Consider the following 12744-nt stretch of genomic DNA (forward strand, 5'->3'; position numbering starts at 1 on the left):
GAATTAGGCCTGAGTGTTTTCTGAACGACCTGCAACTTAGATAGCTTAAGCAACGTCTTTTTATGCCGAAGCCGAACTTCGCAGTTTGCAAGGGTGTATTGTAACTGAACGGAGCCCCGAACGAACGTCCGCTTTCGACGTGCTAGCACTCGGTAACGAGGTCTGGGTGCGGATCGGTACGTAGACAGTGTCGCAGAGGAAGCGAGCAGGGCGGTGGACGCGTTCCACCGCCCTGTGATCATTATCCAACGCTGTGCTTCAGCGCGCTCATCTTGTCGTGACCTTCTCGGACCGACGCAAAGGCAGTATTGATAGCTTCGCGTGTTGTAGGCGCAAGGTCGCCGTCTTCCATTGCGTCCTCGAATTTTGCCTTGATATGGTCCTCGCCGCGCTCGACCTCCTGGATGATCGCCTTGTCGTCCTTGCCGGTGATTGCCTGCTTCAGGTCCATGAACGTGCGGTGCGCGGCAGCTAGCATGCTAGAGTCGAGTTCCGGTTCACCGCCGAGCGCGCGGACCTGGTTCTGCAGGTCGGTTGCGACCTTTGCCCGATCCCGGGCGAAGTCTGCGAACATGGTCGCATATTGGGTGCTTTCTGCATCCTTGGCGGCGTCCTCGTAGCCCTTCATGCTGTCGAGTGTGGTCTTGATAAGGCCGTTCAGTACGGAAGTGTCGTTGTTATCGCTCATGAAAGCCTCCGGTTTGGGAGCTTGCACAACGATCCCTTGGCCAAAAAGACTCACGGCAAATATTGGGATGATGCGAGTTGCGGTGTGTCGATCACCGAGAAGATTTAGCAGGCGCTGGGGAGGGAGGAGATGCGCGAGGATGGGTTCGGTTTGCCATGCCCAGGCACCTATCGCCGCGGCGGTTTGCCGTTCAAAGTGCACACTCAGGGTATCCGATGCTTATACGCGCCGCTTGCCCGCAGCGGCCCAGATCGAGGTATCGAATACCCTGTTAAGGTGACGTCAGGTTACCGTCACGGCGGCACGGCCATGCTCGACGATCGCCGTACCGGACGTCTTGATCATGCCATCGGGGCGGGTGACGGTATCGACGGTGCGGAACTCGGTCTTCCACTGGTCCGCATCCACATCACACAGCAGGTAACCGCGCCGGTCGTTGGTCCAGGCGAGGAACGGGTTGCGCGCGCGGAGGCGGTCTTCGCCGACCCGCCGGTCCGCGCCATCGCCGCCCGAGGTGATCGACGTGCCGACGAACTCGACCGCGACGGCATCCCCCTGGCCGCCTTGTGTGCGCAGGACGCCCGCATAATTCTGATGCTCGTCGCCGGTCAGCACGACCATGTTGCCGAGGCCTTGGACCATCTTCAGCACGCGCTCGCGTGGCGCATCGTAGCCGCCCCAGCTATCCATGTTGCGGATCGGCGCAAGTTCGTCACCCGTCCGCCGGTCGAGCGGCATCATCATCACCTGTTGCGCCAGTGCGTTCCAGCGCGCGCTCTTCTGCTTCAGCGCCGTGGACAGCCATGCCTCCTGGTTTCGTCCCATTACTTGTGCGGCAGGATCGGCCCACCCCGCACAGCGAGGCTTGAAGCCGTCGTCGCAGGGCTGGTCGGTCCGGAACTGCCGGGTGTCTAGCAAATGCAGGTCGAGCAAAGTGCCGATCGTCGCGCGCCGATAGATCTGCATACCCGCTGGTCCTGGAAACGCCGAGCGGCGCAGCGGCATATGCTCGTAATAGGCCTGGAACGCCGCCGCCCGGCGTAGCGCAAACACCTCGGGCGGATCCTTCTCCTGGTCGATCTCGCCGACCCAGTTGTTCTCGACCTCGTGATCGTCGAAGGTCACGAACCACGCTGCCGCGGCGTGTGCTGCCTGAAGATCCGGGTCGCTCTTGTACTGGGCGTAGCGGCGGCGATAATCGGCGAGGTCGAACAGCTTCTGCCCGGCATGCTCGCGGACGAAGCGGCGTGGCTTGCCGTCATAGCCGACCGGCATCGGCGCGCTCCGGCCTTCGTAGATATAGTCGCCATAATGGAAGACGAAGGCGGGATCGTCCGCCGCGAGGTGGCGATAGGCGGTGTAGAGCCCGTCCTCGTAATTCTGGCAGCCGGCGACCGCGAAGCGCAGCCGCTCGAGCGATGCGCCCGCAACGGGTAGCGTGCGCGCACATCCCGCGGTCGAGCGTTCGCTGCCGACCGTGAAACGGTACCAATAGGGGCGGTCTGGCAACAGCCCGGCGACCTCGACATGGACCGAATGCGCGAGTTCGGGACGCGCGAGCGCCTTGCCGCCGGCTACCGGCGTCGCAAAGCGCGGATCGGTCGCGACCTGCCACTCGACCTCGACCGGCTGCATCGGCATGCCGCCATGCTCGGCCAGCGGGTCGGGAGCGAGCCGGGTCCAGATCACGAACCCGTCCGCGGCCGGATCCCCCGCCGCGATGCCGAGGCGAAACGGGTAGGCGGCGAAGAGTTGCTGCGCGCGCAGGATCGCGGGTGCGCCAACCAGCGCCGCGGCGGCACCGATCATGGTGCGGCGATTGAGGATTAGGCCTGAGCCGGTCGTATTGGTCATCACTGTCTCGTCAGTAGAGGGGCTGGGCGACGAGTGCCGCCTCGCGTGTGCAGAGTGCCGTGTCGAGCGTCGCCGCGCTTGCGGTCTGCCGGAGCGTCGCGATTTCCTGCTTGGCCGCGGCGAGATCGGCCGTGAACGCCGGGTCCCCCTGCAGCGCGGTCAGCGTCGACGACGCCGACAGCCGCCCCGCCTCTACCGCGCTGGCATTGTGGACGCCGCACACGATCCGGCTTTCGCCATACGCCCGACCGCGCGCGAGCAGCGGCGTTGCGCGATCGGGCGCGATCTGTGCCAGCAAAGTCGCCATCGTCCAGCCCGCGGTCGTATGGCCCGACGGATAATCATAGCTGTCCGCGACCTCCGCCGCGGGCTGGCAGATCGGCCCCCGGTCGACCAGGAACGGTCGCTGCCGCTTGTAGACTGTCTTGGCGATCCCGGTCTGGCGTGCCGTGTCGACCATCGCACGCCGAAGTAGTGCGGCGGTCCGTGGCGCGTTTTCAGGCGTCATTGCGATCCCCATGGCGCAACTGAAATTACGGAACAGATCGGCGGGTGCCAGCTTCACGTCGTTGGTCGCCATCGCCCAGCGCGGACTCCCCTGTAAAGCGCGCGTCGCCGTGAAGATCGCGCGGTCGGCGAACCCGCGCGGGTCGGTCGGCTTCGGCGCGCGCGGCAGGACGGCCAGCACGTCGAGCGCACCCGGCTTGAGATACCCCGCCGGCCCGAGCGCCTGCTGCGCACCGGCAACGGCGCCAAGGCTCGCCAGCGTGACGGCGATGAGAAGCGGCAAGCGAGTCATGAAGTCTGGATCCTGATGGCTTGGATCATGGGAAGAGCGAGACGGCGCTCGCCGATCGCGTGACGACGATGCGCCGCGAATATGTCAGCCACGTTGCATCGCCTGCTCCCACAGCGCGGCGGTTTCCGCCGGGGGTGGACTATCGATCACCAGCAGCAACCGCGCCTCGCCGGTACCCGCGATCGGCGGCGAGCGGTGGACGATCGCCTGCTCGCCGGCGAGGATGCGCCCCTTGAACAGGCCGACCGCGCCGGGCGTGAGCGATCGCGGCCTCTCGACTGGCGATCCACCGGCGCGGTCGATCGACCGCTCGATCCACTGCGTGCCCGATCCGCAATAGGTGCTGATCAGCCGAACGGGCACGTAATCCGCATGCCAGCGTTTGCAGGCGTCGCCGATCACCCGCTCGAGCCGGATCACGACGTGCGACAGCGCCATGATCGCCGCAAAGGACGCTGTGAGCGCAGCGACATCCGCGGCGATATCGGCATGCCAGGCGGCCGGGGGCTGCCGCGCGAGCGCATCGGTCAGCGCGGCGTGCGCGTGATCGACCGATATCGTCATCTGGATGGTGGCGAAGCCGTCCAGCGATCCGACCGGCACGAGGGCGGGTCGCTCCCAGATCGCAAGATTTACATGCGGGTCGAGGATCGCCGCGAGAGCATCGACGGTCTGCGTGCGATGGACGTGGGAGCGGGGCGGGGCAAGGATCGACGCACCGTTCATCACGCCGTCTCCCGCACGCCCCAGGCGGGGAACGGATGGGGCAGATGCTCCCACAACCGGGGCGTAAACGCGGTCGCCGGCACGAGGCAGGCATCCAGGCGGCGCGGTATCACCGCTCCGTACCAGGTTGGCGTTGATGTTCACCTCGGACATGTCGTTGACGATCACCGCCACGCGCCGGTCTTCGTAGTCGGCGAGGATGTGATTGAGGGGCGTCGTCTTCCCGGCCCCCAGGAACCCTGAAAGGACCGTGACGGGTAACAGCGGCGTCTCATCTCGTAGCATCGACCAACCTCATATTGTATGATACAATGTATCATTACGTTGATAAAATTGGTTGTGGCAAGATGAGAACGACAGGGGCGTGCGGAATGGATTGGCTCGACCGAGCAGCCATGGCGGGCTCGGCAGCCTGCATGGTCCACTGCCTCGCGTTGCCGCTCCTCCTGGCGGCTGTGCCGGCGGCGGCCGCGATCATCGTCATACCCGAAAGCTTTCATCGTTGGGTGCTGCTGTTGGCGGTGCCGCTCGCGGCGATCGCGCTACTCGGCGGACGTGCCCGTCACGCGGCTTTGTGGCCACTGTGCCTTGGAGCCGCCGGACTGAGCCTGCTGATGATAGGTGCCTTCGCCCTGTCGGAAGGCGGCATCGAGCGCGCGGTCACGGTAACTGGCGGCATATTGGTGGCGCTTGCACACGCTGCCAACCTGCGTTTGCGGCATGGCTGCGGGGCCCCATGATGTTCTCTGCGCGAAATACTCAGGTGGAGATGAAAGAGTACGGATACGGCCCGAAGCTTAGAAAAGGCGCAGCGAAGCATGATGTCGACGCCCGGCGCTTCGTCCCCGCCTCTACAGAGGTGCTGCACGGTAGGCCCATCTGCGCTGATGCTGACGCCGCACACCGCGAGCAACATCAAAGCCGCGCCCACCCTTCTCGAACGCGCTGGGCGGCTGCGGTACCTGCTTGGCGATAAAGGCTACGATGCTCACAGTATTCGCCGTTAGACTCGTAAAGTAGGCGCTATCCCGGTGATCCCCCGGAGGGCGCAAACCGAAGCGAACAGTTCGCACCACAACCAGCGGTACCGCGGTCGCCATCTCGTCGAAAACGCTTATCGTTGCCGGAAAGACTTCCGCCGTGTCGCCACCCGGTACGACAAGCTCGCCGCTGACTTCCTGTCAGCTGCCGCGCTAGCTACAGCTATCGTCTTCTGGCTGTGAATGAGTCTGAGCCCTGGCGCTGGACCACGCTGCAACATCGCAGCACATACGTTCACGCAGCCCTTCTCCTGATCGAAATTTGCTTGGGCGGGTCCGTATTAAATTCGGATATGATCTTCATAGTCTCCGACATTGTGACCGGCTCACTGAACAGATACCCCTGGACACTCCGACACTGCTCATGTTGGAGAACGTCCAGCTGCTTGTGAGTCTCGACGCCCTCAGCAGTAGATTGGATACCTAGATTCTCGCACAGCCCGACGACGGCTCGCACGATAGCCAAGCTCTCTGCATCAGCGCCGAGTTCGCGTACGAAGGATTGGTCAATCTTTATTCGATCAAACGGAAAGATTCTTATATGGCTCAAAGATGAGTATCCAGTTCCAAAATCGTCGAGTGAAACTCTAATGCCGAGTTTTCTTATCTCGCTTAACTGGGAGATGATACCGGATGAGCGATCAAAAATTGCGCTTTCGGTAATCTCAAGTTCCAGGCGGCTTCCAGGAAATCCGATCTTTTCGAGGACGTCCTTGACGATAGTTGGAAGATTTCCCGATTTGAACTGCACCGGGGAAAGGTTGACAGAAACCGTTACGCACGCCGGCCAGGCCATCGCATCCTTGCACGCAACTTCCAGAATTTGCGCGCCAAGCTCCTCGATCAGCCCATTTTCTTCGCACATAGGGATGAACTCCGTAGGCGAGATCATGCCTCGGCCGCTATGCCGCCATCGCGCCAGAGCCTCGAACCCTGAGACAGTTCCAGCCTCAAGGTCTATTTGAGGCTGGTAGAATACCTCGAACTGCTTGAAAAGGACGGCATTCGACAAGTCCACCTCAAGCTGCCGCCGAGCTGTAACCGCGGCGTGCATGGCCGGGTCGTAAAGTCTGGCCGTGTTTTTACCATCCGCCTTTGCTTGATAAAGCGCGATATCGGCATTTCGAAGTATCTGATCTGCATCCATCTCCGAAGCGTCTATGATGTCGACTCCTACGCTGGCCCCGACGTGTATCTTGTAACCCTCTATAGTAAAGGGTCTATTCAGCAGATTAATGACTCTTCGCGCAAAGCGTTGCGGACTCGACCGTGATCGAATGTGCTGCATGACGATTGCGAATTCATCGCCACCGAGGCGTGCTACGACGTCCATCTCCCTAACTATGGATAGTAGGCGTCGGCTTACCTCTACGAGGAGCAGGTCACCAATGGCGTGTCCGAGCGTGTCATTCACCGCCTTGAAGCCGTCAAGGTCAAGAAAAAGGATGGCGCACTTCTGCTGTCGCCGCCTGTTCCTATATATCTCGAGGAGTCGTTCGCGCAGAAGGACTCGATTGGGAAGGTCGGTGAGGTGATCGTGCCGTGCCAAATGGGCAATCTTGTCGGATGCTTGGTGGGCACCCGTAATATCGACGATCGTGTCTAGGAAGCCGCCATCAGCGACGCTGGTGCGCGTCAATTCCACCCAGCGTCCATCGGGCCATTGTTGCTCGATCGGGGTCCGATCCAGCCGGTCCAGGCAGATATGCTCTCTTATGATAAGCCTCTTGTCGAGATCGTTCGCGCGAGACAGTGCATTGCAGCGGCCTAGGATCTCTGGAAGCTCAAGGCCGATCGGTGAAGTCTCGCCATCGATGCCATAGATCTCCAGGAAGCGGGAGTTGCAAACGACTAATCGCCCCTGCTCGTCGAACAGGGAGAGGCCATGATACATATTGTCCATCGCAGCCCTGAACCGCATGTTCTGCAGCGCAAGCTCGGACAGTGTGACATTGAGTTCATCTGCCATTACACGATTGGCATGGTCTGCACGTTTTCGATCGATGTCCTTTTCTTGGTAGGCTGTTGAAACGAGCGACAGGAGTGTCGGTACGTCGATGGATTCGTCGTCACATTTCGCTTTTAACAACTGACGATTTAACAGTGGGTGGTAAGACATTACGCGACCTCGGAGATCATCGTCAACGTGATCGTCTGGTTATGGAGGCCGGAAGGCCCGGTCTTGCTGTTCGCTAAAATCTCACCGTATGAATAGAAACCGACTATCGGGAAAGATCCACCGATAGACGAGTAAACCACGTCAATTTCCTCTTCTGTTTGTTGTCCCATGAGCAGGCGGCGTCCGACACAACTGACGATTAGGCATAGGCCGTCATAACTGCTTTGGTTTTCCATTTGTGATTTGGCGCAATCCGCTGCCTCGGCAGCACTGTCGATCAGGCGCTCGAACGAGCCGCGCATCAGGCGGGCTTTCCAGCCCTGGGGAATGTCGCCCGCGAACTTCATCGAGCGACGCGCATGATCGACGCTTAGGACAGTACGAACGACTTCATCGTCTGGGGAGGCAGGGTCCCAGATTTTAAGAGGATAGAGCAGGGCAGAGGCTGGCAGAGCGGCGGCTTCGTTGCCGAGGTAGGTTTCGTAGAGGTCGAGTGCCGGCTTGCCGTCCAGTTCGTAAAGGATGGAATCGTCCGATCGCGTAATTATGCGCACGGGCCCAAACTCATCCCATCCGCCGGCGGCTTCATGCGTCATGCGCAGCGACGGTCCGTACAATCCCACTGCTGCAATAAGCCCCGATTCTGCAAGATCGCCGACCGTTACCAACGTATCGGCGAATTGTGCGCCATCCCCGGCCAGCCCCCCGCTGATTTTGACATGCTCTGGCAGGGTATTCTTCAGGCCGTTGACAAGCGCGCTGCCGTTGACGGCAAGTCCATCCGATAGAACAAGCACGCCTACGAGCTGTTCGCCACCTAGCTCGAGGCCAATCGCTTGGCCGGCTCGATAGGAGTCCGACATGTCGGCAATGCGTTCGGTGGCGACCCGTGCCCAGGATGTCTCGAATCCAATCGCGACAGCGACGGTGTTGGTGTCCGATAGGGAGCGGCCTTCGACGGTTGTTCCGGTGCTGCAGCCAAATAGAATCGCTTCTGGAAAACTCGTTCTCAGCAAGCGCGTGATTTCACCTGATCGAAGGGACTGCGTGGGTCCGAACGTCATGACAAGTTGCGCCGGGCTGGTGCGTGACCTCGAAACCGAGGCAGATTCCGCTATGTCCGACAGATTGACGCGTTCGACCCACAAAGGACATTCTCCAACTTCATAGCGCTCGTCGCCAATAATGAAGCGCCCAATTTCGTTATAGGCGAAGCGGCTCGCCCGGGGCGGGATCGCCGCCGATCTCCGGACCGACGGGTCGCTTCTCACCCGGGGAATCGCTGCCCGTGGGCAAAGCCCGGCCCTTGGTCTATCCGAGCTAACTCATCACGTGCGACAGCGGGCTTGCGCGCGTTCTCACGACCGGGCCCCGTACCGAGGTGGGCCGAATCGGACAGTCGCCGGCGACGCTGGAGCATATCGGCGTGGCGAAGGGCAAGCGCGGGACCGATGTCGCGCGCGAAGCCGCCGCGATCATGCTGATCGACGATGATTTCGGCGCGATCGTCGATCCGTGCGGCTGGGACGGCGGATCTACGACAATCTCCGCAAGGCCATGGCGTTCATCTTCGCGGTGCACGTGCCGATCGCCGGGCTCGCGCTGCTCGAAACGTGCAAGCCGCTGGTCCGCAAGGCAATCGCGCGCAGGGGGGGGGGGATTCCCCCAGCCGAATACTCGCCCTCCATCCCGTGACGCTTGCCGACCAGGCCCAAAGCCGGCCGCCGGTCCCGGCTCGCCGCGCTGCGCGACAAACCCTGTCGCAGTAGGACGCTAGCCTGCGTCCTCTGGGATGGCCTCCTCGTGCTGGTAGCGACGTATCGCCCGCACCGGCTGGCCGTTGGCCGGCTGCGTCATCATCTTTCACGATCGACGGCATCAATTTCGGGGGACCTACGGGAAACTACGGAAGGCCAGCGGCGCATTTGGCTGTCATTGCTCGTTCCAAGGAGAAGCGATCATGCTCAAGAGCGTTCTGGCCGTCGTCGACAATGGCGATGCCGCGGCCCCATTCCTCCGGGCTGTCGCCGGATTTGCGGAAGCGAGAGGCGCCCATCTGGAGGTCGCCGTTCTTACCCCAGCACCGATGACGTCTCCGGCTCTGGCCCCCTTTGGCGCGGTGTACGTGCCCGAGGTCGTCCTGATGGGCGACGATGCCGCCAACGTCGCGCAGGTAAAGGACGCATTGAAGGACTGCGATAGCCCCAGGGATGTCTTTGGCTTTCACGACGATGTGGCATGGCTCGCCGGGGATCTGCGTCGGAGCCGGCAGGTGGCGGATATCATCGTCATGGGCGCGCTCGAGACATGGGCGACACCATGGCTGCGACGGCGCGTCGCGCAGACGCTGATCCGGGCGAGCGGTACGCCGCTACTGATCCTGCCCTACGACGCCGACATCACCTGGGTTCATCGGGCGATACTCGGCTGGACGCCGTCGCCCGAAGCCACGCGCGCCCTGCACACCCTGATACAACTGGCGGAGCCGGGCGCTGCCATCGACATCGTGACGGTCGGCGACACGCTCCATCAATGCGGGCGCGAGAAGGATGCTCATGCCGAGGTGAAACGACATCTCTCCCGGCACGGCTTCGCGGCGGAGGGGCACTGGATCGTCAACGCGGTGAAACCCCCCGCCGAAACGCTGACGCTCTATGCAAAGGAGCAGAAAGCCGATCTTCTCGTGATCGGCGGGTTTGCGCATTCGCGAGTCCGCGACATCGTGCTGGGGGGGGGACCCGCGACTTCGTCGAGGCCAGCACGGTGCCCATCCTGATCGTGGGCTAGGCGAACACTCTTGCCTCGCCAAGGCCCAAGCGTCGGGGACGAACACGTGCGATGCGCAGTGGACGGTAGATCATGAATGACATGTCGCTGACGCTAGGCCCGATAGCGCTCCCGACGCTGCTGCGATTCACCGCCACGGCGCTGCTGATCGAACTGACGCCTGGACCGAATATGGGCTATCTCGCCATCGTCGCCGCCCAGCGGGGACGATCCGCGGGACTGACCGTGATCGCCGGCGTCACGCTTGGCTTAACGCTCTACCTCGCGGCAACCGTTGCCGGAGTCGCGCAGGGCTTCCTCGACAACAGGTATGTCTACGAGACGCTGCGCTGGTCCGGCGTCGTCTACATGGTCTGGCTGGCAAAGGATGCGTGGCATCCAGAACCGATGACGAATGCGCATGAGTTGCCGTTGCAAAGAACGCGGCTTTTCGCGCGCGGGCTGCTTGCCAACCTGCTCAACGTGAAGGCCGCGATTCTCTATGCGGTCCTTTTGCCGGCGTTCCTCGACGGCAAACGTGGCAGCTTGCCGCTTCAGGCGTTGACCCTGGGATCGGTGCACCTCGTCATTGCCACCACGGTCCATTGCAGCATCGTGATGCTTGCCGCGCGGTCGCGGATCTTGGTTACGAACCACACGTCGGAATGGCTCGGCCGGACCTATGCTGTTGCGCTCCTGGCCGTGGCAGGCTGGCTTGCATGGAGCACGCGCGTGTCTGCCTGATCGCCAAGGCTGTCCCGTACTTCTGTGCGGGTCCTCAGTATAACTACGCATATCTCGCGCCTGCATCCCGGTCGATGATGCGGCCGGCTCACTCATGATGGGGCGTGACGATGACTCCGACCATGAACACCAATATTTCCAAAACGCAGACCGCGCGTTCGACGCACTTGGTCATCTGCGCCAATCCGTCGCCCGCGAGTTTCGATACCGCGATCGTCGATGCCTATTCGGCGGAAGTCCGCGACCACGGTCACAAGGCGGTCGTTCGCAACCTTTATGCGCTGGGATTCGATCCGGTGCTCAAGGAAGACGAGCGCCCCGGCCAGTCCCAATGGGCGCCGCGCGCCGATGTCGCTGAGGAACTGGATCATGTCCGCGACGCCGACGTCATCGTTCTCGTATACCCGATCTGGTACGGCATGCCGCCGGCGATCCTGAAAGGGTATATCGATCGCGTCCTCGGCGCGAATTACTCGTTTCGTGCCGTCCACGATCAGCGCGGGCAAACAGCGCTGGCAGGCAAGCCGCTCCTGTCGTTCAGCACGTCCGGTCTGCCGCTCGACTGGCTGAGCGAGCGCGGGCAAGTGCTGTCCTTGCGTGAAATCCTCGATGTCTATCTGTGGCGCGGCTTCGGCATGAAGCAAAGCGAGCACGTCATGATCGAGTCGGTCGTGCCAAACATGAGTACGGCGTACGCAACCACACAACTCGATCGCGTCCGCCATACCGCTGCGCGCACATGCGCGATGTTGGAGAATACCCTTCTTGTGGAGGTGTATGAATCATGATCGTCGATCCACCGCCGGGAGGGCGGCCCCCCGCCGATCCGAACCCGGCCGAGCGGGCCTATTTAAGACGGCGCGCCTGGGATGAAATTGGACGGGCCGGAGCGGCCGAGGATTCGGTCGCACGCTTGCCCCATGCGGCGATGGCAAGGGCGTATTGCGCGAAGTGCCGCGCCATTGCCGATCCAAGGGAGTGTGCGGACTGCACCTTGCGGCCGCTATGCCAGACGCTTGCTGCGTCGTGTCGGGCGGGAGCGCTGTTCGGCCAGGCATCCTACAACGCGATCGCACCAGAACCGTCAGTGCCGGCGCCGACCCGGATACCTGGGAAACCGTGCCTATCGACCCTGGTTCGCGCCTCGTAACCGTTCCCGGCAACCCACGAAAGGAGACGATTGATGAAGAGCATTCTTCTGCTGATCCACGACGATGAGGGCCAGGAGGCGCGCTATCAGGCCGCGCTTGATGTCGCCCGTACGGTGGAAGGCCATCTTGCATGCCTCGATCTGACGATCGTTCCCGAATATATCGGTGATTATTCTGTGCCAATGACAGCGGGGGGATTGCTCCTTGCCGAAGAGAACGCGATCGAGGCGGCGCATGCCAGTCGCATGCGTACCAGGATCGAGCGCGAGGATGTACCGTTCGACTGGACCAGCACGACCGGATTCCTGTCGCAGACGCTGGAAGCGCGCTCCGCGCTGATCGACCTCATCGTCGTCAGCACCGATGATGCCGACGCGTTTTTCCCGCACATGACGCACGTCATCGGCGATCTGCTCGTCCATACCGGCAAGCCGGTCCTGGCCGTGCCACCCGCGTGTCGCGGCATCACTGTCCATGGACGCGCGCTGGTGGCGTGGGACGGCTCGCAGGATGCCGAGGCCGCGCTGTGTTCGGCGCTGCCGCTGCTTCAGGTCGCCAAGTCGGTCACTCTGTTCCATGTCGACAACGGCGCGACGGCGACCGGCGTGGGAGAGGCCGCGCGCTATCTGGCGCGGCACGGAATCACGAGCACGATCAAGAACGAACCGGTCGGCTTCGAGCGCGTGGGCGAGGCACTGCTGCGTGAGGTGGCGATGGCGCGTCACGACTTCGTCGTCATGGGCGGCTTCGGTCACGCCCGGACGATCGAGGCGATCTTTGGCGGTTCGACACGGACCATGCTCAGGGAATGCGACGTGCCGATGCTGCTTGTCCACCGGCGCTAGCCCGGTGGCTAC

General features: G+C 62.2%; 11 protein-coding genes and 2 pseudogenes. 6 read left to right on the top strand and 7 right to left on the bottom strand.

The features are described from left to right. Nucleotides 1-241: 241 nt before the first annotated feature. From ASE79_RS08130 to ASE79_RS22045, 5 genes and pseudogenes are all read right to left on the bottom strand, one after another. Nucleotides 242-688: a ferritin-like domain-containing protein gene (locus ASE79_RS08130; protein WP_056414512.1), complete on the bottom strand. Its 447-nt coding sequence runs from the start codon at nucleotides 686-688 to the stop codon at nucleotides 242-244. 282 nt (nucleotides 689-970) lie between these two features. Then, on the bottom strand, nucleotides 971-2542 hold the full coding sequence (locus ASE79_RS08135; RefSeq protein WP_082445181.1) for an alkaline phosphatase D family protein: 1572 nt from the start codon (nucleotides 2540-2542) through the stop codon (nucleotides 971-973). A gap of 10 nt (nucleotides 2543-2552) precedes the next feature. Next, on the bottom strand, nucleotides 2553-3341 hold the full coding sequence (locus tag ASE79_RS08140; RefSeq protein ID WP_056414518.1) for an acid phosphatase: 789 nt from the start codon (nucleotides 3339-3341) through the stop codon (nucleotides 2553-2555). 84 nt (nucleotides 3342-3425) lie between these two features. Continuing rightward, the gene (locus tag ASE79_RS08145; protein ID WP_056414521.1) at nucleotides 3426-4067 is read right to left on the bottom strand and encodes a DUF1826 domain-containing protein; all 642 of its coding nucleotides are present in this window, start codon (nucleotides 4065-4067) and stop codon (nucleotides 3426-3428) included. Nucleotides 4068-4169: 102 nt separating this feature from the next. Beyond that, nucleotides 4170-4352, bottom strand: a pseudogene (locus ASE79_RS22045) (GTP-binding protein); the annotation flags it as partial. An 86-nt stretch (nucleotides 4353-4438) separates the two neighbouring features. Between ASE79_RS22045 and ASE79_RS08150 the strand changes: the two are divergent. Continuing rightward, nucleotides 4439-4807: a MerC domain-containing protein gene (locus tag ASE79_RS08150; RefSeq protein WP_056414523.1), complete on the top strand. Its 369-nt coding sequence runs from the start codon at nucleotides 4439-4441 to the stop codon at nucleotides 4805-4807. Between the two features lie 535 nt (nucleotides 4808-5342). Here the strand turns inward: ASE79_RS08150 and ASE79_RS08155 are convergent. Then, on the bottom strand, nucleotides 5343-7226 hold the full coding sequence (locus ASE79_RS08155) for a putative bifunctional diguanylate cyclase/phosphodiesterase (RefSeq protein ID WP_082445185.1): 1884 nt from the start codon (nucleotides 7224-7226) through the stop codon (nucleotides 5343-5345). Continuing rightward, a complete protein-coding gene (locus tag ASE79_RS08160; protein ID WP_156359605.1) occupies nucleotides 7226-8497 on the bottom strand; it encodes an FIST signal transduction protein in 1272 nt (423 codons plus the stop codon). Before ASE79_RS08160 ends, ASE79_RS08155 begins: the two co-directional genes overlap by 1 nt. Before the next feature lie 146 nt (nucleotides 8498-8643). On the opposite strand from ASE79_RS08160, the pseudogene ASE79_RS20330 reads away from it, so the two are divergent. From ASE79_RS20330 to ASE79_RS08185, 5 genes and pseudogenes are all read left to right on the top strand, one after another. Beyond that, nucleotides 8644-8834: pseudogene (locus tag ASE79_RS20330) on the top strand (hypothetical protein); the annotation flags it as partial. Nucleotides 8835-9186: 352 nt separating this feature from the next. Continuing rightward, nucleotides 9187-10002, top strand: coding sequence for a universal stress protein (locus ASE79_RS08170; protein WP_235516814.1), 816 nt, complete (start codon nucleotides 9187-9189; stop codon nucleotides 10000-10002). Between the two features lie 83 nt (nucleotides 10003-10085). Beyond that, a complete protein-coding gene (locus tag ASE79_RS08175) occupies nucleotides 10086-10736 on the top strand; it encodes a LysE family translocator (RefSeq protein ID WP_056414535.1) in 651 nt (216 codons plus the stop codon). 122 nt (nucleotides 10737-10858) lie between these two features. Next, nucleotides 10859-11524, top strand: coding sequence for an NAD(P)H-dependent oxidoreductase (locus ASE79_RS08180; protein WP_056414539.1), 666 nt, complete (start codon nucleotides 10859-10861; stop codon nucleotides 11522-11524). A gap of 395 nt (nucleotides 11525-11919) precedes the next feature. Next, nucleotides 11920-12732, top strand: a complete 813-nt coding sequence (locus ASE79_RS08185) for a universal stress protein (RefSeq protein ID WP_056414542.1) — start codon at nucleotides 11920-11922, stop codon at nucleotides 12730-12732. The last annotated feature ends 12 nt before the right edge of the window (nucleotides 12733-12744 follow it).

The sequence above is a fragment of the Sphingomonas sp. Leaf28 genome (assembly GCF_001421685.1).
Lineage (GTDB): Bacteria > Pseudomonadota > Alphaproteobacteria > Sphingomonadales > Sphingomonadaceae > Sphingomonas > Sphingomonas aurantiaca.

Bases quoted from the DNA above. Each gene is read 5' to 3' on its own strand.
- ASE79_RS08150 (WP_056414523.1), top strand. From the start codon at position 4,439: ATGGATTGGCTCGACCGAGCAGCCATGGCGGGCTCGGCAGCCTGCATG.
- ASE79_RS08180 (WP_056414539.1), top strand. From the start codon at position 10,859: ATGAACACCAATATTTCCAAAACGCAGACCGCGCGTTCGACGCACTTG.
- ASE79_RS08140 (WP_056414518.1), bottom strand. From the start codon at position 3,341: ATGACTCGCTTGCCGCTTCTCATCGCCGTCACGCTGGCGAGCCTTGGC.
- ASE79_RS08185 (WP_056414542.1), top strand. From the start codon at position 11,920: ATGAAGAGCATTCTTCTGCTGATCCACGACGATGAGGGCCAGGAGGCG.
- ASE79_RS08135 (WP_082445181.1), bottom strand. From the start codon at position 2,542: ATGACCAATACGACCGGCTCAGGCCTAATCCTCAATCGCCGCACCATG.
- ASE79_RS08175 (WP_056414535.1), top strand. From the start codon at position 10,086: ATGAATGACATGTCGCTGACGCTAGGCCCGATAGCGCTCCCGACGCTG.
- ASE79_RS08145 (WP_056414521.1), bottom strand. From the start codon at position 4,067: ATGAACGGTGCGTCGATCCTTGCCCCGCCCCGCTCCCACGTCCATCGC.
- ASE79_RS08155 (WP_082445185.1), bottom strand. From the start codon at position 7,226: ATGTCTTACCACCCACTGTTAAATCGTCAGTTGTTAAAAGCGAAATGT.
- ASE79_RS08170 (WP_235516814.1), top strand. From the start codon at position 9,187: ATGCTCAAGAGCGTTCTGGCCGTCGTCGACAATGGCGATGCCGCGGCC.
- ASE79_RS08130 (WP_056414512.1), bottom strand. From the start codon at position 688: ATGAGCGATAACAACGACACTTCCGTACTGAACGGCCTTATCAAGACC.